The sequence below is a fragment of the Mesorhizobium sp. WSM4849 genome (assembly GCF_055811385.1).
Map to the genome: position 1 here is coordinate 94,357 of NZ_JBVVPW010000003.1, position 20,624 is coordinate 114,980.

Below are 20,624 nucleotides of genomic sequence, written 5' to 3' on the forward strand. Positions count from 1 at the left end.
CGATATGGTATGAATTGTCATCTGCGCATTAATCGCTCCGTTGCGAATGCCTCGTATGATTGGCTCAGTTTCGCTTGTCGGAGCCTTTATGGAGCAAAGCTGGAATAGCTTCTGGGAAAGCGTTTCGCAGGCCTTTCACCTCGCGCTCTCGCCGCTTCGGGCGCTTGCCGAAACATTCGGCTATTTTCCGAGCGATATCCAACTCTGGTGCTTCGTCTGCGGTCTCTTTTTCCTAGTGCTTGTCGTTCCCCACACCTATGGCGATCTCGTGCTTCGGCACCGTCGCGTCTATGTGACAGGCAAGGTGGTGGAGATAAAGATGTCGGACGACTCGCCCAGGACGCCGACCATCGAATTCGCCGATCGCCTCGGCAAGATCTGGCGCTTTGAATCGCATTTGCCGGTCAATAACATGACCGGTTCGGTCGGAGCGGCGGTTAAGGTCATGTATGACCCCCTGCATCCGAACCGGGCACGGGAAGTGGGGCGGCCGATCATGAAGGCAGTCCATACGGTGGTATGGTATGCCATTATTGCCGGGCTAATGGCGCTGGCCTTCTGGCCCGGCCTGACGTCCGATTGAGCCTTTTCGAACAGCGTGCCATATCGCTTGTTTTAATGCATGTCGTTATCCCAAAACCGCTGCGCACCCTCGGGTCAAAGCCCGACGGCAGGTTTTTGGGCGACATGCACTATGCGGCAAATCGCTGGCCGGCCCCGCCAAGGCTGCGCCATGCACCCTTGAGCCTTTCCTGGTTGCGGCCGGTGATGGTCACCTTCATACCCGGGCCAAGCAGCTTCCGCGCCGTGGCCAGGCCCGATGCCGGACGAGCCGCCGACGATCACGGCATGTTGGATTTTCTCAGTCATGAATGCCGTTCCTTCGATATCGGGGAGGGGCGCCCAACGAGGTCGAGGCTCAATGTCCGCAATTGCTGTCTTGCCTTTGCGTCATAGGCCTGCGCATCGGCGCGAGATTCTCTCTGGCCGTCGAAATAGAGGCCGCTCCGCCCTTCGAGCGCAGTTGACGTGGCAAGGTTGAGGATGGCGTCAGCGCCGGTCTCGACCGAACTCCACGGCGTGACGCCGGCTTGCCGGACCATGGTGGTGTTCATGTAGCTTGCAGGATGCAGGCTGTTGACGGTGACGCCGGTGTTCTTCAGCTCCTGCGCCAGATCGATGGTGAACATGATCTGCGCCAGCTTGCTCTGGCAGTAGGCGCGGACGCTGTCATAGGAGCGGGTCAGCATGACATCGTCGAAATCGATCGCCTGCTGGCCGGCCGAGGCGACATTGATGATGCGCGCCGGCGCACTCGCCTTGAGCAGCGGCAGAAGCTCTGATGTCAGCAGGAAGCCGGCGAGATAGTTGACGGCGAAGCGCAGTTCGTAGCCGTCGGCGCTGACCTGTCGTTTGGTGCCGGCGGTGCCGATGCCGGCGTTGTTGATGAGGATATCGAGCCGGCCTGTGCGGGCGCGAACGGCCTCGGCGAGACGGCCGACTTCGGCCAGGGACGAGAGGTCGGCGACGAGAAGCTCGGCCTTGCCGCCAGCGGCTTCGATCTGTGCGACGACATCCTTGCCCCGTGTCGCATCGCGGCCATGCACCAGGACCCGCGCACCGCCGGCCCCGAGCCTTTGCGCGACCACGCGGCCGACGCCATCGGTCGATCCGGTGATGAGGACGGTCTTGTCTTTCAGTTCCACGTTTGGAGCCTCCATGTTGTTGCTCTGAGTGGAAGATGGGGCATCCGAGACGTCTCAAACAGTTCAAATTTTATCCTGGTATCGATACCGCTATAATGACGCCGGTGGATTCTCCGACGCAATCAGCCGATGGTTGGCCGCAGCCCGTCAGCTTCGTCATCCCAGGGCGTAGCAGCCGCGAAGCGCCGCAGCGCAGACCCCAGGATGACAAAACGAGAGTTAGGTTTTCGGCTTCAGCCCGTCGATGAACAGCTGTTCCAGAAACCTTGCCGCGTCCTCGAAGCGGCCGTCGCCGCCGCGGTCGGGGCCGAGCACGGCGCGGACCTGAACGTCGAAATCGGCATAGTGCTGCGTCGTCGCCCAGATCGAGAAGATCAGGTGCCAGGGGTCGGTGGGCGCGATCTTGCCGGCGCGCATCCAGCCTTTGACGACGGCGGCCTTCTCGTCGACCAGCGTCTTCAACTCGCCTTCCAGCATCGGCATGATGCGCGGCGCGCCCTGCAGGATCTCGTTGGCGAACAGCCGGCTTTCCCTAGGGAAATCGCGCGCCATTTCGAGTTTGCGCCTGATATAGCTGCGCAATTCGGTCAGCGGGTCGCCGATGTCGTCGAGTTCGCGCAGCGGCGCCAGCCAGGTGTCCAGAAGCCGCTGCATCAGCGTCTCGTGGATGTCCTCCTTGCGGCGGAAATAGTAGAGCAGGTTAGGCTTCGACATGCCGGCGGCTTCGGCGATCTGGTCGATGGTCGAGCCGCGAAAGCCGTTGGTTGAGAAGACCTCGAGCGCCGCCTCCAGGATGAGCTCGCGCTTTTCCTGCTGGATGCGGGTGCGGCGAGGAGCGTCCATGCCAGTCGTCATCCCCGCAGGACATTGCCGCAAGGGTCATCTGGACCAATTCTCTGGACCAGTTTTTCTCCGGCCTGTGGAGCGCGCTTCAGATGCCGCATTTCCGCTAGTAATCCCTTGACCGCCGACAGGGCGGTGCTAACGTTTGTCCAATCGGTCAAAAATTTGCGTAGCACGAAAACGCAGCAGAGACCAAGTGTCGGGAAGACCAAGCGTTAGCCGCACCGAAACAGGTTACAAGGGGAAGTCTTGGTCATGTCCAACCGGCTGAAAGTCACGCCGAACGATCTCAGCGCATTCTGGATGCCGTTCACGGCAAACCGGCAGTTCAAACAGGCGCCTCGCATGATGGTGTCCGCCAAGGACATGCATTACACGACGAGCGACGGGCGCAAGGTTTTAGACGGCACCGCCGGCCTGTGGTGCGTCAATGCCGGCCACTGCCGGCCGAAGATCACCGAGGCTATCCAGAGCCAGGCCGCCGAACTCGACTATGCGCCGGCGTTCCAGATGGGCCACCCGATCGTCTTCGAACTGGCGAACCGTTTGGTCGACCTGGCGCCGAAGGGCATGGACCACGTGTTCTTCACCAATTCCGGATCGGAGTCGGTCGAGACCGCGCTGAAGATGGCGATCGCCTATCACCGCGCCAGAGGCGAGGGCTCACGCACCCGCCTGATCGGCCGCGAGCGCGGCTATCACGGCGTCAATTTCGGCGGCATCTCGGTCGGCGGCATCGTCACCAACCGCAAGATGTTCGGCACGCTGCTCGGCGGCGTCGACCACATGCCGCACACGCACCTGCCCGAGAAGAATTCGTTCACCAAGGGTGTGCCGGAGCATGGCGCGGAATTGGCCAATGAGCTGGAGCGCATCGTCGCGCTGCATGATGCCTCGACCATCGCGGCCGTCATCGTCGAGCCGGTGGCCGGTTCCACCGGTGTCATCCTGCCGCCGAAGGGCTATCTCGAGAGGCTGCGCGAGATCTGCACCAAGCACAGCATCCTGCTGATTTTCGACGAAGTCATCACCGGCTTCGGCCGCCTCGGCACGCCGTTCGCCGCCGACTATTTCGGCGTCACGCCTGATATCATGACGACCGCCAAGGGCGTCTCCAACGGCGTCATCCCGATGGGCGCGGTGTTCGTCAAGAAGGAAATCCACGACGCTTTCATGACCGGCCCCGAGCATATGATCGAGTTCTTCCACGGCTACACCTATTCGGGCAATCCGATCGCCTGTGCGGCGGCGCTCGGCACGCTCGACACCTATAAGGAAGAGGGGCTGCTGACCCGCGGCGAGGAACTGGCGCCGTATTGGGAAGATGCGCTGCATTCGCTGAAGGGCGAGCCGAACGTCATCGACATCAGAAACATCGGCCTGATCGGCGCGATCGAGCTGGCGCCCATCCCCGGCAGTCCGACCAAGCGTGCCTTCTCGGCCTTCGTCAAGGCGTTCGAGCGCGGCGCCCTGATCCGCACCACCGGCGACATCATCGCGCTGTCGCCGCCGCTGATCATCACCAAAGGCCAGATCAATGAATTGATCGACCATGTGCGTGAAGTGCTGAGGGCGGTGGATTGAGGGACGCGCCGCAGCTTTCCCTCCCCCTTGAGGGGAGGGTGGCCGCGAAGCGGCCGGGTGGGGTCGGTGGCGACGCGCGCCGACCTGATCTTCTGCTGCGAGGTTGTTTCTGATGCCCCGTACCCGTGTGAGCTTCGAAATGCGTCAAAAGGCGCGCACGCTGCGAGTTCATGCGACCAAAGGCGAATCCCTGCTGTGGTATGAATTGCGCGAGCTGAAATCAGCCGGCGTCAAGTTCCGCCGCCAGTGTCCGATTGGGCCCTATATCGTTGATTTTGCCTGCCTCGCCGTAAAGCTGGTCGTGGAAGTGGATGGCGATCTGCACGAACAGGAACTGGGCAAACGGCACGATGCTGTCCGTGACGCCTATCTGCGATCGCTCGGGTTCGATATATTTCGCGTTGACGAGCCCGATGTCATAAACAGCGCATGGCATGTCGCGCAGGTGGTGAAGGAGAAGGTCGTACGCATGTTCGGCGACCCCACCCGACCGCTTCGCGGCCACCCTCCCCTCGAGGGGGAGGGGGACGCCGGCGTGCCGGAATCGATGAGGTTTTAGAATATGGCCGCTCCCGGCGAGAATCTGCGAATCAATTCAGACCGTTTGTGGGATTCGATAATGGAGATGGCGAAGATCGGCCCCGGCATCGCCGGCGGCAACAATCGCCAGACGTTGACCGACGAGGATGGCGAGGGGCGGCATCTGTTCAAGCGCTGGTGCGAGGCGGCGGGGCTCGAAATGGGCCTCGACGAGATGGGCACGATGTTTGCCCGCCGCGAAGGCACCGACCCTGATCTGCCGCCGGTCTATGTCGGTAGCCATCTCGACACCCAGCCGACCGGGGGAAAATATGACGGCGTACTCGGCGTTCTTGGCGGGCTGGAGATCGTGCGCTCGCTCAACGAGCTCGGCATCAAGACAAAACATCCGATCGTCGTCACCAACTGGACGAACGAGGAAGGCGCGCGCTTTGCGCCGGCCATGATGGCGTCCGGCGTTTTTGCCGGCGTCCTCGACCAGGCCGACGTCTATTCGCATGTCGACAAAGACGGCAAGAAGTTCGGCGAGGAGCTCGAACGCATCGGCTGGAAGGGCACCGAGAAAGTCGGTGACCGCAAGATCCACGCCTTCTTCGAGCTGCATATTGAGCAAGGCCCGATCCTCGAGGACGAGGGCATAGACATCGGTGTCGTCACCCATGGCCAGGGGCTGAAATGGCTGCAGGTGACGCTGACCGGCAAGGAGGCGCATACCGGCTCGACGCCGATGCCGAAGCGCCGCAACGCCGGGCTCGGCATGGCGCGGGTGATCGAGCTGGTTCACGAGATCGCCATGGACTACCAGCCCGACGCCGTCGGCGCGGTCGGCCATATGGAAGTCTACCCGAACTCGCGCAACATCATCGCCGGCCGCACCGTGTTCACCATCGACATCCGCTCGCCGGAAAAGGAAGTGCTGGACGCGATGGACGGGCGCATCCGCGAAGGCATCGACACGATCTGCGAGGCGCTCGACATCAAATACGTGATCGATCAGGTCGGCCATTTCGATCCGGTCACCTTCGATGCGGGCTGCGTCAAGGCTGTGCGGGATGCGGCAGAGCGCTTGGGTTATACGCACCGCAATATCGTCTCCGGTGCCGGCCACGACGCCTGCTGGATCAACCGCGTCGCGCCGACGGCGATGGTGATGTGCCCCTGCGTCGACGGGCTCAGCCACAACGAGGCAGAGGAGATCTCAAAGGAATGGGCTGCAGCTGGCGCCGACGTGCTGTTCCACGCGGTGGTGGAGACGGCGGTGATTGTGGAGTGAACTAGAAATTCGGATTTCAAACGCCGCTCACAAGAAGCGCGAGAAAAACAAGGGAACAAGAAAATGTCCAAAGTCATCAAGAACGGCACCATCGTGACCGCCGATCGCACGTGGAAGGCCGACGTGCTGTTCAAGCGCGGCAAGATCATCGCCATCGGCCCGGATCTGCATGGCGACCACGAGTTCGACGCCACCGGCTGCTATGTGATGCCGGGCGGTATCGATCCGCATACCCATCTCGAAATGCCGTTCATGGGCACCTATTCGGCCGACGATTTCGAGAGCGGCACGCGCGCAGCACTTGCCGGCGGCACGACGATGGTTGTCGATTTCTGCCTGCCGGCGCCGCAGCAGTCGCTGCTTGAGGCCTTGCAGATGTGGGACAACAAGACCTCGAAAGCCTCCTGCGACTATTCTTTCCACATGGCGATCACCTGGTGGGGCAAGCAGGTGTTCGACGAGATGGCCACCGTTGTCGACAAGGGCATAACCTCGTTCAAGCACTTCATGGCTTACAAGGGCGCGCTGATGGTCGACGACGACGAGATGTATTCGTCGTTCCAGCGCTGCGCCGACCTTGGCGCACTGCCGCTGGTCCATGCCGAGAATGGCGACGTGGTTGCCGCCCTGTCGCAGAAGCTTCTGGCCGCGGGCAATAACGGCCCCGAAGGGCACGCCTATTCGCGCCCACCGGAAGTGGAAGGCGAGGCGACCAACCGCGCCATCATGATCGCCGACATGGCCGGCGTGCCGCTCTATGTAGTGCATGTCTCCTGCGAGCAGGCCCACGAAGCCATTCGCCGGGCGCGCCAGAAGGGCATGCGGGTGTTCGGCGAGCCATTGATTCAGCATTTGACCCTCGACGAGAGCGAATATTTCAACAAGGACTGGGACCATGCGGCGCGCCGTGTGATGAGCCCGCCCTTCCGCAACAAGCTGCATCAGGATTCGCTGTGGGCCGGCCTGCAGGCCGGATCGCTGCAAGTGGTGGCGACCGACCATTGCGCCTTCACCACCAGCCAAAAGCGCAACGGCGTCGGCGATTTCACCAAAATCCCGAACGGCACCGGCGGGCTCGAGGACCGCTTGCCGGTGCTGTGGACCACAGGTGTCAACACCGGACGGCTGACGATGAACGAGTTCGTCGCGGTGACCTCGACCAATATCGCGAAGATCCTCAACATGTATCCGAAGAAGGGCGCTATCGTTGAGGGTGCGGACGCCGATATCGTGGTCTGGGACCCGAAGCGCAAGAAGACGATCGCGGCCAAGAAACAGCAGTCGGTGATCGACTACAACGTCTTCGAAGGTTTTGAGGTGACCGGCCTGCCGCGCTTCGTCTTCTCGCGCGGCGAACTGTCGATCCAGGAGGCTGAAGTCAAGGCGAAGCCCGGCCATGGCGAGTTTGTCGCTCGTGAGCCGAACGCGGCGATCAACCGGGCGCTGTCGACCTGGAAGGAGATTTCCGCGCCGCGCAAGGTGGAACGCACAGGCATTCCGGCGACCGGGGTGTGAGCTTGCGCGCTGTTCATCTCGCAGCCGCGATCCTGCTGGCCGCCGGCCAGGCTTCGGCCGCCGCGATCGACCTTTCCAAGCCCTATGGCAACAAGTCAGGCTGTATCAACAAGAACGGCCAGCAGGTCTATGCCGAGGACATGCTGCTCCTGACCGACAAGGAATTCATCACTGTGGCCAGCGCCTGCACTTTCACCGAAAAGCAGGCGCAGGCCGACGGTTCGCTGGTGGTGAAGGCGCAATGCCAGGCGGAAGGCGAGGAGGGTGAGTCACCCGGCCAGTTCACCATCAAGCGGAGTACCAAGAACGCCAAGAGGCTGGTGATTGCCGACGAGGACGGCACGGTCATGGGGGAAGTCTCCCGTTGCCGATGATGGCCGCTGCCTCAGCGTCGGCCTCAGGCGACCAGCGCATCCAGTTCCGGCAGCAGGACGACGCTTTCCTGCTCGTTGGGATCGGTGCGGGCGATGACCGCCGACGCCGGGCTGTCGCTCAGATTGGCGGGCAGGTGCGGCACTCCGGCAGGAATGTAGAAGAGGTCGCCGGCCTTGACCAGGATATGCTGTTCGAGCCGGTCGCCATACCAGGTATGGACTTCGCCGGAGAGCACATAGATCGCCGTCTCATGGCTTTCATGCATGTGCGCCTTGGCGCGGGCACCGGGCGGCATGGTGAGCAGATGCATGCAGATGCCGGTAGAGCCGACCGTCTCGGCGGCGATGCCGGTGAAATAACTCAGTCCCTGCTTGCCTTCATAAGAGCTTTCAGGGCGGATAAGATGACAAGTGAGTTTGGGCGACATCGGGGCGACTCTCGATCGAGTAGGAACTCTCAGCCGGATAGGACGGGGCGAGTGGAAAGCAACATCGAGGAAAGATCAACCGGATTCCAGCAGGCGCGCCAGCGGTGCGAAAAGGCGGGCTGCGGCCTATGACGGGAGCATCGCCAGCCGTCGTTTCGGCAAGCAAGCTCGACCTGACCTTCCAGACCAGTGATGGTCCGGTGCAGGCACTGTCGAATGTCGACCTAACGATCGGCAAGGGTGAATTCGTGTCCTTCATCGGGCCGTCCGGCTGCGGCAAGACGACCTTGCTGCGGGTCATCGCCGATCTGGAGAAACCGACCTCCGGAAGCATCTCCGTCAACGGCTTGACGCCCGAGCAGGCGCGCCAGAGCCGCGCCTATGGCTATGTCTTCCAGGCGGCCGCACTTTATCCGTGGCGTACGATCTCGCGCAACGTGGCGCTGCCGCTGGAGATCATGGGCCTGTCCAAGGCAGAGCAGGCGGCGCGCATCAAGCGCACGCTCGATCTCGTCAACCTGTCCGGCTTCGAGCAGAAATATCCGTGGCAACTTTCCGGCGGCATGCAGCAGCGCGCCTCGATCGCGCGGGCGCTGGCCTTCGATGCCGATCTTTTGTTGATGGACGAGCCGTTCGGCGCGCTGGACGAGATCGTGCGCGACCATCTCAATGAACAGCTGCTGGAACTGTGGGAGCGGACCAACAAGACAATCTGCTTCGTCACCCATTCCATTCCCGAGGCAGTCTACCTTTCGACGCGCATCATCGTCATGTCGCCGCGTCCGGGCCGCGTCAGCGACGTTATCGAATCGACGCTGCCGAAGCGGCGTCCGCTCGACATTCGCGAGACGCCGGAGTTCCTGGCGATCGCCGCGCGGGTGCGTGATGGCCTCAGGGCAGGGCACAGCTATGATGATTGAGCGGGTGGAGAATGGGCTGCCTCCTCTCCCCAACGGGGAGAGGGTGGCCGCGCAGCGGCCGAGTGAGGGGGCCTTGGCGGATCCGACCAAAAGAAGGGCGAAGGCAACCGATCGCGCTCGAAAGCTACGGGTTGACGAGACTGAGGCTGAATACAGGCTTTGGGGGGAACTAAGAGGACGCCATCTCAACGGCTACAAATTTGTGAGGCAAGTGCCGCTTGGGCCTTTCTTTGCAGATTTCGTCTGTCGCGAGAGAGCGCTGATTGTGGAAATCGACGGCAGCCAGCGCGCCGATTCTCCAACCGATGCCGCGAGAACTGCTTGGCTGAATGGCCATGGTTATTCCGTTCTCCGGTTCTGGAACCATGAAGTTTTGGCCGAACGCCGAGCGGTCCTTGATACGGTCTTAGCTTGCCTCGACGGAAAGATTTCTACCCCCTCACCCGGCCTTCGCTTCGCTCCGGCCCTCCTCTCCCCGTTGGGGTGTGGTGGGCGCCTGTCGCCCGAGGGCCGCTAGATGGACTCCTTTCGCGACAAGATCGTTCCTGTGACCTCGATCCTCGCGGGCGTGGTTGTCGTTTGGTACATTATGGCCGTCATCCTCAACGCGCCGTTTCAGCGCGATCTCGACCGCCGCGCCGGCGAGACGCCAGGGGTTGTGGAATTTATCGGCAAGACGATGTCACAGCCGAAACCGACGCTGCCGGCGCCGCATCAGGTGGCGGTGAATTTCTTCGAGAACACGTTTCTGCGCAAGGTCACCTCGAGCCGCAGCCTTGTCTACAATGCCTGGGTGACGCTGTCCTCGACGCTGCTCGGCTTCGCCTTCGGCACGGCGCTTGGCATCGTGATCGCCGTCGGCATCGTGCATGTGGCGACGCTCGACCGCAGCCTGATGCCGTGGATCATTGCCTCGCAGACGATTCCGATCCTGGCGGTGGCGCCGATGATCATCGTCGTGCTGGCGGCGATCGGCATCACCGGGCTGATCCCTAAAGCGCTGATCTCGACCTATCTGTCGTTCTTCCCCGTGGCCGTCGGTATGGTGAAGGGCCTGCGCTCGCCCGAGCTCACCCATCTCGATCTGATGCACACCTACAATGCCAGCCCCTCGCAGACCTTCTGGAAATTGCGCGTACCGGCTTCGGTGCCGTTCCTGTTCACCTCGATGAAGGTCGCGGTCGCCGCCAGCCTTGTTGGCGCCATTGTCGGCGAACTGCCGACCGGTGCCGTCGCCGGCATCGGCGCCAAGCTGCTCGCCGGCGCCTATTACAGCCAGACCATCGACATCTGGTCGGCGCTGGTGGCCGGCTCGGTCGTAGCGGCGCTGCTGGTGATGGTGGTCGGCATTGCCGGGCGCATCGTCGACCGCGCTATGGGCGGGAGACCGGCATGAGCGATCTCCTTTCGTCGATCACGCCTCGTTCCTGGCAAGGGGTTGCCGCGCTTGCCCTTCTTGCCGGCGCGCTCCTTCTTTGGCCGCTTGTCGATGCCACGCCCGGTTACGGTACGGCGACCGCGGCTTTGATTTTCCTTTTGCTGCTCCTGGCAATTGAGGCCGATAATTTCCCACCGGCAATTGGGGTGGTGTTGCTCTTCCTTGGTGCGCATGGCGCGGCGTGGATGCTGCTCGCCGGCATAACCGGCAATGAAGGCACCGCTCGCGTATCCTTCTATTTGCTGCTTGCCGCGGCATGGCTTCTGGCCTGGCGCTGCGTAACGGTTCTGTCCGCGCTTCGCCCGACCTCGCGCTGGGCGGCGACCGCTTTGAGGCTGATCATCCCGGCGATCTTCGGTGCCTGGATCCTGATCATCTGGGAGGCGGTGACGCGCGGCGCGGGCATCCCCTTCATCCTGCTGCCGCCGCCAAGCGCCATCGGCGTTCGTATCGCCAATTCGCTGCCGGTTCTGGCCGCCGACGTGCGGCAGACCATCTTCAAGGCGGTGATCTTCGGCTATGTCGTCGGCAGCGGTGCCGGCTTTCTCGCCGCCATCGCGGCCGACCGCGTGCCGTTCCTGCGGCGTGGTTTGCTGCCGATCGGCAATATGGTGTCGGCGTTGCCGATCATCGGCGTGGCGCCGATCATGGTCATGTGGTTCGGCTTCGACTGGCAGTCGAAGGCGGCGGTCGTCATCATCATGACCTTCTTCCCGATGCTGGTGAATACGGTCGCAGGCCTTGCCGCGTCCGGCCATATGGAACGCGACCTGATGCGCACTTATGCGTCGAGTTACTGGCAGACGCTGTTCAAGCTGCGGCTGCCGGCGGCAGCCCCCTTCATCTTCAACGCGCTGAAGATCAATTCGACGCTGGCGCTGATCGGCGCCATCGTTGCGGAGTTCTTCGGCACGCCGGTGGTCGGCATGGGATTCCGGATTTCGACCGAAGTCGGACGGATGAATATCGACATGGTCTGGGCCGAAATCGCAGTTGCAGCACTTGCGGGTTCGGTCTTTTATGGCGTGGTCGCTCTTTTCGAGAGAGCAGTCACGTTTTGGCATCCCTCCGTCCGTGGTGGATAGGGCGGTGGCGGGTTTGGAATCAGGAGCGCATTGAAGGTCCTGATCCTAAAGGGTGAACACTTAACTTCAGAGGGTAAAAACATGAAAAGACTTGTTATTTCGATGCTGGCCGGCGCGATGTCGCTTGCCGCGTTCCAGGCGATGGCCGCAGACAAGGTGACGCTGCAGCTGAAATGGGTCACGCAGGCCCAGTTTGCCGGCTATTACGTCGCCAAGGACAAGGGGTTCTATGAAGCCGAAGGCCTCGACGTCGAGATCAAGCCGGGTGGCCCCGATATCGCGCCGGAGCAGGTGATTGCCGGCGGCGGCGCCGATGTCATCGTCGACTGGATGGGCGGCGCGCTGGCCGCCCGCGAAAAGGGCGTGCCGCTGGTCAATATCGCCCAGCCGTTCAAGAAGGCCGGCATGCAGCTGGTCTGTCCGAAGGACGGCCCGATCAAGACCGAAGCCGACTTCAAGGGCCATACGCTCGGCGTCTGGTTCTTCGGCAACGAATATCCGTTCTACGCCTGGATGAACAAGCTCGGCCTGAAGACCGACGGCGGTCCGGACGGCGTCACCGTGCTGAAGCAAAGTTTCGACGTGCAACCGCTGATCCAGAAGCAGGCGGATTGCATTTCGGTCATGACCTACAACGAATACTGGCAGCTCATCGACGCCGGCTACAAGCCGGAAGAGCTGATCGTGTTCAACTACTCGGCAATGGGCAACGACCTGCTTGAGGACGGGCTCTATGCGTCCGAGGACAAGCTCAAGGATCCGGCCTTCGAGGACAAGATGGTGCGTTTCGTGCGCGCCTCGATGAAAGGCTGGAAATACGCCGTCGACAATTCCGAAGAGGCAGCCGGCATCGTCATGGACAATGGCGGCCAGGACGAGAACCACCAGAAGCGCATGATGGGCGAAGTCGCCAAGCTGATCGACAATGCCGACGGCAAGCTCGACCCGGCGACCTACGCGCGCACCGCCAAGGCGCTGCTCGATCAGAAGATCATCACCAAGGAGCCGACCGGCGCCTACACGACCGCCATCACCGACAAGGCCATCAAGTAAGGGGCCATCAAGTAGAGGCGATCAACTGGGCTTCTGAGGCCTGCATTCGAAAAGGGGGCGGGCGACCGCCCCTTTTTGTTGGGACGTAAAATAGCCGTTACCGGTGGAAACATCTGCTCGCACAACCGTTGTTGCGGTGCATCCAGCTTCAGCGGATGTCATCGCCACAACGGAGATTTCCATGCGCATGCAATCCTTCTCGCCGATGCTTTCGGCGCTGGCCGTTTCGGCTTCCTTCCTGTGCGATTCACCGGCCTTGGCCGACATGATGAAGATGAAGGCGACGCTCGATGGTGCTCAGGAGAATCCGCCCATCACCACAGAGGGCAAAGGCGAGGCCGATCTCGGCTTCAACACCGCCACGAAACAGCTGACCTGGAACGTGACGTATTCTGGTCTAAGTGGACCGGCGACGGCCGGACATATTCACGGTCCGGCAGCAAAGGGTGAAAATGCCGGCGTCGCCATCCCGTTCAAGGGCGCTCCGAAAAGCCCGTTCAAGGGGGCGGCGATCCTGACCGACGCGCAGGCTGCCGACCTGATGGCCGGGAAATATTACATCAACATCCATACGGCGGCCCACAAGGATGGCGAGATCCGCGGGCAGATCGAGAAGGCGGCGACGATGTAGCCAAGTCTTGCGTCGGCGGAAGGGGCACCCCTTCCTGCCAGGTCAGGACTTATCGCGGATCTGGGTCATCGTCCGGGTCGGCGTGATGGCCTCGGGGTCGAGCCTGATCTCGACGATCGACGGCTTGCCGCTGGCGCGGGCGCGTTCGAAGGCCGACGCGAAGTCGGCCGTCTTCTCGACCGTTTCTCCGTGGCCGCCATAGGCGCGAGCCAAAGCCGCGAAGTCGGGATTCCTGAGATCGGTGGCGACGACACGGCCCGGATACTCGCGCTCCTGATGCATGCGGATGGTGCCGTAGATGCCGTTGTTGACGACGATGACGATGATCGGCAGATCGTATTGTACGGCCGTGGCGAACTCCTGCCCGTTCATCAGGAAGCAGCCGTCGCCGGCAAAGGCGATCACGTCGCGATCGGGGAACAATTCCTTGGCGGCGACCGCTGCCGGTGTGCCGTAGCCCATCGAGCCGGAGGTCGGTGCCGCCTGCGTGGCAAAGCGCCGGGAACGGTGGAAGCGGTGCACCCAGGTGGCGTAGTTGCCGGCGCCGTTGGTAAGGATCGCATCGTCGGGCAGCACCGTTTCGAGATAGTTCATGATCGGCCCCATCTGCACCGGACCGGGCCCGGTTTCCGGCGGTGTCGACCAGTCGAGATAGGCGGCATGCAGGCGTTGGGTTTCGTCGGCCCAGTTCGGCGCCGCCGGCCCCTTCCTCCTGGCGAAGGATCGCACGAAGGCGGCAGGCGAGGCATTGATCGCCAGCGTTGACCGGTAGACACGGCCGAGCTCGCCGGCATCGGCGTGGACATGGACCAGTGTCTGGTCTGGGTAGGGGCTCTTGAGCAGCGTGTAGTCGGACGACGGCATCTCGCCCATGCGGCCGCCGATCAGCAACACGAGGTCGGCCTGCTTGATGGCGGTGGCCAGCTTCGGGTTGATGCCGATGCCGACATCGCCGGCATAGTTTGGATGCAGATGATCGAACAGCATCTGGCGGCGGAAGGAGCAGCCGACCGGCAGCGACCAGGCTTCGGCGATGCGCTGCATTTCCTGAACGGCATTGGCATCCCAACGTGTGCCGCCCAGAATTGCCACAGGCCGTTTCGCGGCATTGAGCAGCGCTTCAAGCCGGTCGAGTTCGGCTTCACCGGGAGAGGTTTCGACGCGCGTGTAATGCAAGGCTTCCGGCGCCTCGGCCAAGCTGGTCAGCATGTCTTCCGGCAGCGAGATGACCACCGGGCCGGGGCGGCCGGACGTCGCCACCGCGAAGGCCCGCGTGACGAACTCGGGGATGCGCGAGGCATCGTCGATCTCGACCACCCATTTGGCGATATCGCCGAAGAACCTGACATAGTCGACTTCTTGAAAAGCCTCACGCTCCTTGGCGTGGCTGGCGACCTGGCCGATGAACAGGATGACGGGAACCGAATCCTGCATGGCGATGTGGATGCCGGCCGATGCGTTGGTGGCGCCGGGGCCGCGGGTGACGAAGCAGATACCGGGCTTGCCGGTCAGGCGGCCATGGCAGTCGGCCATCATCGCAGCACCGCCTTCCTGGCGGCAGACGATGGTGCGGATCGCCGAATCGTGCAGCGCGTCGAGCACCGCAAGATAGGATTCTCCCGGCACGCAATAGATGCGGTCGGTGCCGTTGGCTTCGAGCGCATCGACGATCAGTTGTCCGCCGGTTTTCATTTTCCTGATCTCTCCAGTTCGGCAAGGATTTCTGCGGTGTGTTCGCCCAGGCGCGGCGAGGGCCGCTCATAGACCAGCGGCGTGCCCGACATGACCATCGGCGCGCGCACCGAAGGCAAGAGATTGCCGTGGCCGTCGTCGAGGTCAAGCCGCATGCCGCGCGCGATGGTCTGCGGGTCGGCGAACATCTCGCCGATCGTGTTGATCGGGCTGGCAGGCACGCTTGCCGCCTCCAATTTAGCCAGCAGCGGATCACGATCGAAGGTCTTTAGCGCATCGATGATGTGTTCGCGCAGCTTCGCCCGGTTGGCGACCCGGGCAGGATTGGTGGCGAAATCGGGGTTCGATGGCAGGTCGTCCAATCCGACGGCCGCGCAGAATTTGGCGAACTGGCCGTCATTGCCGATGGCCAGGATGACATGGCCGTCCTTCACCGGCACCACTTCGTAGGGCGCGATGTTCATATGCGCATTGCCCATCTGCACAGGCGATTTGCCGGAGACCAGATAATTGAGGTTCTGGTTGCCGAGCGCCGAGATCTGGGTGTCGTAGAGCGCCATGTCGATGTGCTGGCCTTCGCCGGTCTTCTCGGCGTGGCGAAGTGCGGCCTGGATGGCGATCACCGAATAGAGGCCGGTGAAAATATCGGAGATGGCAACGCCGGCCTTTTGCGGCTCGCGGCCAGCCTCGCCGGTGATCGACATCATGCCGGCCATGCCCTGGATGATGAAGTCATAGCCGGCGCGTGGCGCATAGGGCCCGTCCTGGCCGAAGCCGGTGATCGAGCAATAGATCAGCCGCGGGTTGATCTTGCGCAAGCTGTCATAGTCGAGCCCGTATTTCCTGAGGCCACCGAGCTTGAAGTTCTCGATCAGCACGTCTGATGTCGCGACCAGCCGGCGGATCGTCTCGGCGCCTTCGGGCGTCGAGAAATCGATGGCGATGGAACGCTTGCCGCGATTGCAGGAATGGTAATAGGCGGCTGAAAGGTTCTCGCCGTCATGGCTCATGACGAAGGGCGGACCCCATTTGCGGGTGTCGTCGCCGCCATCCGGGCTCTCGACCTTGATGACGTCGGCGCCGAGATCGGCAAGCAGCTGCCCGGCCCACGGCCCGGCCAGGATGCGGGCGAGTTCGATTACGCGGATGCCTTTCAGCGGAGGCTCGGTCATGGATCACCGTGATTGGTCGGAAGCGCAGCCTTGGATTTCTTTTTTGTGCATGTCGTTGTCCCAAAACCGCTGCGCACTTTTGGGCAACATGCACTATCAATCCCGCGTGCTGCTGTCACGGCTCTTGCAATGGGCCAATCCGAATGTGCCAATGTCGGCCATGCCTATCTCGATCAGGCTTGTTTCAACACGCTGTCAGCCCAGGCGGCGAAATCATCCATGATGATATCTCGGTTCACCTCGTTCAGGCTTTCGTGGCGGGTCTCGGTGTAAACCTTTGAAACGAGATTCGAAAAGCCCATCCTGTGCAGGCGCGCAGCGAGGTGGTTGACCGCCTTGCCGCCGTCGGTGGCGGGGTCCTTTTCGCCGCCGACCAAGCAGATCGGAAGGGTCTTGCGGACGCCGGAAAAATTAGTGTCGTCGGCACCGTCAAAGATAAAGCCAAACAGGTCGCGCCACATCGACACAGAGGCATCCCAGCCGCAGAGCGGGTCGGCGATGTACTTTTCGACTTCGGCTGGGTCGCGCGACAGCCAGTCGAACGGCGTGCGGTGATCGGGGACGGCTTTACCCCAAGCCTGGAAGGTCAGTTTCGGCAGCATGCGCGACGGCATGTCGGAGCCGAGCCGGAACTTTTCCCAGGCAAGAATGGCTTGCGCAGCACGACCGGCGAGCCCAGCCGAAAAATTCGCGTTCCAGATGGCGGCGGCGTGCAGGCGGTTCGAATTATGAAGCATGAAATTAAGCGCGACGAGGCCGCCCATGGAATGGCCAAACACAATGACGGGCAGGCTGGGATGTTCGTCGGCGATCAGATCGTGCACGGCCGCGACATCGGCGATGACCTTGGCGCCGCCATCTGATTGAGCGAACTGGCCGAGCGGCGCGTCTGTCGCCTTGGTGGCGCCGTGGCCGCGATGGTCATGGACGTAGACATGGAAGCCGCGCTCACCCAGAAAGGTAGCGAAGCGGACATAGCGCGCGGCATGCTCGGCTAGCCCGTGATTGATCTGGACAGCGGCGCGCGGGCGGCCCTCGGCGCGTTTCACATAAAGGTTGAGCGCCGCACCGGTCGGCGATCGGAGCACGCGCTGTTGGCTGAATGACATCGTCGCTTCGTCTCCAACGTGTTTTCGCGCCTGCGGACATTTGTGTGCGCTGACGCCGGCTTTGCGTCAATCCGTGTTTTCCGCAGCACTGTTCTTGCGTCGCAACGCGGGGTATCGCAATTCTGACATGGAGAATTTGATACCGAGAGAGGGCGGCAGTCTGTCGCCGCCGCATTTTTCAGCCGGGGGTACTTTTATGCCTATGCGGACAGGGTTCGTTTTCGGATTGGCGCTTGTCGCCGCCTCGCTAACCGCTGCTGCGCGGGCCGAGGTCAAGCTGAGCGGCTCCTTCGTGGCCGACGCGACCTGTCCAGCGACCCAGGCCATCAAGACCGGCAAGAACCCCGGCGACATCTCGACCGATGCGGGACAGAGCTACGAGCTGCTGGCCGGCAACAAGGATGCCGCCACGCACTATCTGATCCGCGTGCCGGGAGCCGATCCGGAGCGCCGTTGGGTGAAGGTCGATTGCGGCCATGTTTCGGGCGGCGGCGCATCCGGGGAACCGGCAGCACCTGCGCCGGCCGATCAGGAGAAGTCCGCGGCGCCGGCTTCGGGAAAGCCCGAATATGTCCTCGCGCTGAGCTGGCAGCCGGCCTTTTGCGAAACCAGGCCCGGCAAGACCGAATGCAAGGCGCAGACCGCGGCCGGTTTCGATTCGACGCATTTCACCTTGCACGGGCTGTGGCCGCAGCCGAACGGAAATTTCTATTGCCAGGTGCCAGCGGCCGACAAGGCGAACGACAATCCGGCGCATTGGCAGGACCTGCCGCCGGTCGAGCTCGAGCCGAACACGCGGTCGGAGCTCGATCAGGTGATGCCGGGCACCGCATCCGAACTCGACAGGCATGAGTGGATCAAGCATGGCACCTGTTACGGCAAGAGCCAGCAGGCGTATTTTTCCGATGCGCTGAACCTGACGCGCGCGGTGAATGCTTCACCGGTGCGTGATCTTTTCACGCAAAAAATTGGCCGGGATCTGACCTCCGACCAGATCCGCTCCGCCTTCGACAGTGCCTTCGGTCCCGGCGCGGGCGATCGGGTTCGCGTCTCCTGTTTGGACGACCATTCGAGCGGCAGGCGGCTGATCGGCGAACTGACGCTCGGCCTGACCGGCCCGATCGGTCCGAACTCTTCGCTCAGTGAGCTGTTGCTGGCATCAGTGCCGACGAACAATGCGGGTTGTCCGAAAGGCACCGTCGATCCGATCGAGTTCCATTGACACGCCGAGCCCGGCGGGAGCCTATGCGCCGATGCCGCGCGCCGAGCTAAGGTATGTTGATATTCCAGTGATGCCGGCGCGGTCCCTGCGCATCTGGTGCTCAGCGTACCCGAAAGTACGCTCCGCTCCGGTTCTCGCAACCCACCATTCTCGGCGCGGCCGGGCCTGAATCTCACCACACTTAGTCCGCGCGGTGAGGCTGTCGGGCACATGGCCGCCGGGTTCGCCGACGACGCGGTAGCGCCCGTCTTGGCCCGAAGGCCGATCCGAAATGCCAAAACAGTTTGCCGTTCGGCGCGGCATCGCCTACATAGCGCGCAACTTCCATTCAATCCGACATTCCAGTCGACTTTTCAGGGAAAGCGCGCGTGGCACGCCAGTTCATCTATCACATGGCCGGCCTCAATAAGGCCTATGGCACCAAGAAGGTGCTCGAGAACATCCATCTCTCCTTCTACCCCGACGCCAAGATCGGCATCCTCGGCCCGAACGGCGCCGGCAAGTCGACCATCCTCAAGATCATGGCCGGCATCGACAAGGAGTGGAGCGGGGAGGCATGGCTGGCCGAAGGCGCCACCGTCGGTTACCTGGCGCAAGAGCCGGCACTCGATGCGAACAAGACCGTGTTCGAGAACGTCATGGAAGGCGTCGCCGCCAAGACCGCGATCATCGAGCGCTACAACGAATTGATGATGAACTATTCCGACGAGACGGCCGACGAGTCGGCCAAGCTCCAGGACGAGATGGACCGGCTGAACCTGTGGGATCTCGAACAGCAGGTCGAGATGGCGATGGAAGCGCTCGGCTGCCCGCCCAAGGAAGCCGACGTCACCAAGCTGTCGGGCGGCGAGCGCCGCCGCGTAGCACTCTGCCAGTTGCTGCTGCGGCAGCCCGACCTTCTGCTGCTCGACGAACCGACCAACCATCTCGACGCCGAGACGACGGCTTGGCTGGAAAAGCATCTGCGCGCCTATCCGGGCGCAGTGATGATCATCACCCACGATCGCTACTTCCTCGACAACGTCACCGGCTGGATCCTCGAGCTCGACCGTGGCCGCGGCATTCCCTATGAGGGCAACTACACCAAATATCTCGAAGCCAAGGCCAAGCGGCTCAAGCAGGAGGGCCGCGAGGACGACGCGCGCCAGCGGGCGATCGGCCGCGAGCGCGAGTGGATCCAGTCCAGCCCGAAAGCCCGGCAGACCAAGTCGAAGGCGCGCATCCAGGCGTTCCAGGATCTGCTGGATGCGGCCGACAAGCGGCGTCCGAGCGACAGCCAGATCGTCATTCCGCATGGCGAGCGGCTCGGCAATGTGGTGATCGAGGTCGAGGGCCTGTCGAAGGGCTTTGGCGACACGCTGCTGATCGACGATCTCGACTTCAAGCTGCCGCCCGGCGGCATCGTCGGCGTCATCGGCCCGAACGGCGCCGGCAAGACGACGCTGTTTCGCATGATCACCGGCCAGGAAAAGCCGGACGCCGGCACGATCCGCGTCGGCGAGACGGTCAAGCTCGGTTACGTCGACCAGAGCCGCGACGCACTCGACCCGACCAAGACCGTGTGGGAAGAAATCTCGGGCGGCGCCGAAGTGGTCAAGCTCGGCAAGTTCGAGGCCAACACCCGTGCCTACTGCGCGTCGTTCAATTTCCGTGGCGGCGATCAGCAGCAGAAGGTCGGCAATCTGTCCGGCGGCCAGCGCAACCGCGTGCACCTGGCCAAGATGCTGAAGACCGGCGGCAATGTGCTGCTGCTCGACGAACCGACCAACGATCTCGATACGGAAACGCTGGCGGCACTCGAAGACGCGCTGGAAAACTTCGCCGGCTGCGCCGTCATCATCTCGCACGATCGCATGTTCCTCGACCGGCTGGCGACGCACATCCTGGCATTCGAGGGCGACAGCCATGTCGAATGGTTCGAGGGCAATTTCGAGGATTACGAGCAGGACAAGATCCGCCGGCTCGGCCCTGATGCCGTCAATCCGCACCGCATGACGTACAAGAGGTTGACGCGGTAGGGTTTTTTTTAGGGCGGCGAA

At 62.4% G+C, this 20,624-nt stretch carries 20 protein-coding genes; 14 read left to right on the forward strand and 6 right to left on the reverse strand.

The window, feature by feature from the left end; all coding sequences use genetic code 11:
• Positions 1-88 precede the first annotated feature (88 nt).
• Positions 89-583 (forward strand): DUF3592 domain-containing protein, encoded by a 495-nt coding sequence (locus AC0L3L_RS03875; protein ID WP_473636617.1) that lies wholly within the window; start codon positions 89-91, stop codon positions 581-583.
• A 283-nt stretch (positions 584-866) separates the two neighbouring features.
• Here the strand turns inward: AC0L3L_RS03875 and AC0L3L_RS03880 are convergent, their stop codons facing one another.
• Positions 867-1,706 carry an SDR family NAD(P)-dependent oxidoreductase gene (locus AC0L3L_RS03880; RefSeq protein WP_473636618.1) on the reverse strand — a complete coding sequence of 280 codons (840 nt, stop codon included), beginning with the start codon at positions 1,704-1,706 and terminating at the stop codon, positions 867-869.
• Positions 1,707-1,925: 219 nt separating this feature from the next.
• Positions 1,926-2,561, reverse strand: a complete 636-nt coding sequence (locus AC0L3L_RS03885) for a TetR family transcriptional regulator C-terminal domain-containing protein (protein ID WP_473636620.1) — start codon at positions 2,559-2,561, stop codon at positions 1,926-1,928.
• Positions 2,562-2,804: 243 nt separating this feature from the next.
• On the opposite strand from AC0L3L_RS03885, the gene aptA reads away from it, so the two are divergent.
• From aptA to AC0L3L_RS03910, 5 genes are all read left to right on the forward strand, one after another.
• Positions 2,805-4,133, forward strand: coding sequence for an omega-aminotransferase AptA (gene aptA / locus AC0L3L_RS03890; RefSeq protein ID WP_473636621.1), 1,329 nt, complete (start codon positions 2,805-2,807; stop codon positions 4,131-4,133).
• A gap of 139 nt (positions 4,134-4,272) precedes the next feature.
• Complete coding sequence (locus AC0L3L_RS03895; protein WP_473636622.1) at positions 4,273-4,692, forward strand: endonuclease domain-containing protein; 420 nt, start codon at positions 4,273-4,275, stop codon at positions 4,690-4,692.
• Positions 4,693-4,695: 3 nt separating this feature from the next.
• Positions 4,696-5,946 (forward strand): Zn-dependent hydrolase, encoded by a 1,251-nt coding sequence (locus tag AC0L3L_RS03900; RefSeq protein ID WP_473636623.1) that lies wholly within the window; start codon positions 4,696-4,698, stop codon positions 5,944-5,946.
• A 63-nt stretch (positions 5,947-6,009) separates the two neighbouring features.
• Positions 6,010-7,461, forward strand: coding sequence for a dihydropyrimidinase (gene hydA / locus AC0L3L_RS03905; protein WP_473636625.1), 1,452 nt, complete (start codon positions 6,010-6,012; stop codon positions 7,459-7,461).
• Positions 7,458-7,835, forward strand: a complete 378-nt coding sequence (locus tag AC0L3L_RS03910; RefSeq protein ID WP_473636626.1) for a hypothetical protein — start codon at positions 7,458-7,460, stop codon at positions 7,833-7,835. Before hydA ends, AC0L3L_RS03910 begins: the two co-directional genes overlap by 4 nt.
• A 23-nt stretch (positions 7,836-7,858) precedes the next feature.
• Here AC0L3L_RS03910 and AC0L3L_RS03915 read toward each other — a convergent pair whose 3' ends face one another.
• Positions 7,859-8,263, reverse strand: a complete 405-nt coding sequence (locus AC0L3L_RS03915; protein WP_473636627.1) for a cupin domain-containing protein — start codon at positions 8,261-8,263, stop codon at positions 7,859-7,861.
• Positions 8,264-8,391: 128 nt separating this feature from the next.
• On the opposite strand from AC0L3L_RS03915, the gene AC0L3L_RS03920 reads away from it, so the two are divergent.
• The 6 genes from AC0L3L_RS03920 to AC0L3L_RS03945 all read left to right on the forward strand — a co-directional run bounded on the left by AC0L3L_RS03920 (position 8,392) and on the right by AC0L3L_RS03945 (position 13,390).
• Positions 8,392-9,183 (forward strand): ABC transporter ATP-binding protein, encoded by a 792-nt coding sequence (locus AC0L3L_RS03920; protein ID WP_473636629.1) that lies wholly within the window; start codon positions 8,392-8,394, stop codon positions 9,181-9,183.
• A complete protein-coding gene (locus tag AC0L3L_RS03925; protein WP_473636778.1) occupies positions 9,176-9,700 on the forward strand; it encodes an endonuclease domain-containing protein in 525 nt (174 codons plus the stop codon). Before AC0L3L_RS03920 ends, AC0L3L_RS03925 begins: the two co-directional genes overlap by 8 nt.
• Positions 9,701-10,579 carry an ABC transporter permease gene (locus AC0L3L_RS03930; protein WP_473636630.1) on the forward strand — a complete coding sequence of 293 codons (879 nt, stop codon included), beginning with the start codon at positions 9,701-9,703 and terminating at the stop codon, positions 10,577-10,579.
• Entirely contained in the window at positions 10,576-11,706 is a 1,131-nt protein-coding gene (locus tag AC0L3L_RS03935) for an ABC transporter permease (protein ID WP_473636631.1), read from the forward strand. Before AC0L3L_RS03930 ends, AC0L3L_RS03935 begins: the two co-directional genes overlap by 4 nt.
• A gap of 81 nt (positions 11,707-11,787) precedes the next feature.
• Positions 11,788-12,759: an ABC transporter substrate-binding protein gene (locus tag AC0L3L_RS03940; protein WP_473636632.1), complete on the forward strand. Its 972-nt coding sequence runs from the start codon at positions 11,788-11,790 to the stop codon at positions 12,757-12,759.
• Positions 12,760-12,940: 181 nt separating this feature from the next.
• Positions 12,941-13,390, forward strand: coding sequence for a CHRD domain-containing protein (locus tag AC0L3L_RS03945; RefSeq protein ID WP_473636633.1), 450 nt, complete (start codon positions 12,941-12,943; stop codon positions 13,388-13,390).
• Positions 13,391-13,432: 42 nt separating this feature from the next.
• Here the strand turns inward: AC0L3L_RS03945 and AC0L3L_RS03950 are convergent, their stop codons facing one another.
• The 3 genes from AC0L3L_RS03950 to AC0L3L_RS03960 form a co-directional block, all read right to left on the reverse strand.
• The gene (locus tag AC0L3L_RS03950) at positions 13,433-15,082 is read right to left on the reverse strand and encodes a thiamine pyrophosphate-binding protein (RefSeq protein WP_473636634.1); all 1,650 of its coding nucleotides are present in this window, start codon (positions 15,080-15,082) and stop codon (positions 13,433-13,435) included.
• Entirely contained in the window at positions 15,079-16,254 is a 1,176-nt protein-coding gene (locus AC0L3L_RS03955) for a CaiB/BaiF CoA transferase family protein (RefSeq protein ID WP_473636635.1), read from the reverse strand. The genes AC0L3L_RS03950 and AC0L3L_RS03955 overlap by 4 nt, the downstream gene beginning before the upstream one ends.
• A 173-nt stretch (positions 16,255-16,427) precedes the next feature.
• Positions 16,428-17,363: an alpha/beta fold hydrolase gene (locus AC0L3L_RS03960; protein ID WP_473636636.1), complete on the reverse strand. Its 936-nt coding sequence runs from the start codon at positions 17,361-17,363 to the stop codon at positions 16,428-16,430.
• A gap of 202 nt (positions 17,364-17,565) precedes the next feature.
• Between AC0L3L_RS03960 and AC0L3L_RS03965 the strand changes: the two genes are divergently transcribed.
• Positions 17,566-18,585, forward strand: a complete 1,020-nt coding sequence (locus AC0L3L_RS03965; protein WP_473636779.1) for a ribonuclease T2 family protein — start codon at positions 17,566-17,568, stop codon at positions 18,583-18,585.
• 368 nt (positions 18,586-18,953) lie between these two features.
• Positions 18,954-20,603 carry an energy-dependent translational throttle protein EttA gene (ettA, locus tag AC0L3L_RS03970; protein ID WP_292214292.1) on the forward strand — a complete coding sequence of 550 codons (1,650 nt, stop codon included), beginning with the start codon at positions 18,954-18,956 and terminating at the stop codon, positions 20,601-20,603.
• Positions 20,604-20,624: the final 21 nt, after the last annotated feature.

Bases quoted from the DNA above. Each gene is read 5' to 3' on its own strand.
- AC0L3L_RS03875 (WP_473636617.1), top strand. From the start codon at position 89: ATGGAGCAAAGCTGGAATAGCTTCTGGGAAAGCGTTTCGCAGGCCTTT.
- AC0L3L_RS03885 (WP_473636620.1), bottom strand. From the start codon at position 2,561: ATGACGACTGGCATGGACGCTCCTCGCCGCACCCGCATCCAGCAGGAA.
- aptA (WP_473636621.1), top strand. From the start codon at position 2,805: ATGTCCAACCGGCTGAAAGTCACGCCGAACGATCTCAGCGCATTCTGG.
- AC0L3L_RS03895 (WP_473636622.1), top strand. From the start codon at position 4,273: ATGCGTCAAAAGGCGCGCACGCTGCGAGTTCATGCGACCAAAGGCGAA.
- AC0L3L_RS03900 (WP_473636623.1), top strand. From the start codon at position 4,696: ATGGCCGCTCCCGGCGAGAATCTGCGAATCAATTCAGACCGTTTGTGG.
- hydA (WP_473636625.1), top strand. From the start codon at position 6,010: ATGTCCAAAGTCATCAAGAACGGCACCATCGTGACCGCCGATCGCACG.
- AC0L3L_RS03915 (WP_473636627.1), bottom strand. From the start codon at position 8,263: ATGTCGCCCAAACTCACTTGTCATCTTATCCGCCCTGAAAGCTCTTAT.
- AC0L3L_RS03920 (WP_473636629.1), top strand. From the start codon at position 8,392: ATGACGGGAGCATCGCCAGCCGTCGTTTCGGCAAGCAAGCTCGACCTG.
- AC0L3L_RS03925 (WP_473636778.1), top strand. From the start codon at position 9,176: ATGATTGAGCGGGTGGAGAATGGGCTGCCTCCTCTCCCCAACGGGGAG.
- AC0L3L_RS03930 (WP_473636630.1), top strand. From the start codon at position 9,701: ATGGACTCCTTTCGCGACAAGATCGTTCCTGTGACCTCGATCCTCGCG.
- AC0L3L_RS03935 (WP_473636631.1), top strand. From the start codon at position 10,576: ATGAGCGATCTCCTTTCGTCGATCACGCCTCGTTCCTGGCAAGGGGTT.
- AC0L3L_RS03940 (WP_473636632.1), top strand. From the start codon at position 11,788: ATGAAAAGACTTGTTATTTCGATGCTGGCCGGCGCGATGTCGCTTGCC.
- AC0L3L_RS03945 (WP_473636633.1), top strand. From the start codon at position 12,941: ATGCGCATGCAATCCTTCTCGCCGATGCTTTCGGCGCTGGCCGTTTCG.
- AC0L3L_RS03950 (WP_473636634.1), bottom strand. From the start codon at position 15,082: ATGAAAACCGGCGGACAACTGATCGTCGATGCGCTCGAAGCCAACGGC.
- AC0L3L_RS03955 (WP_473636635.1), bottom strand. From the start codon at position 16,254: ATGACCGAGCCTCCGCTGAAAGGCATCCGCGTAATCGAACTCGCCCGC.
- AC0L3L_RS03960 (WP_473636636.1), bottom strand. From the start codon at position 17,363: ATGTCATTCAGCCAACAGCGCGTGCTCCGATCGCCGACCGGTGCGGCG.
- AC0L3L_RS03965 (WP_473636779.1), top strand. From the start codon at position 17,566: ATGCGGACAGGGTTCGTTTTCGGATTGGCGCTTGTCGCCGCCTCGCTA.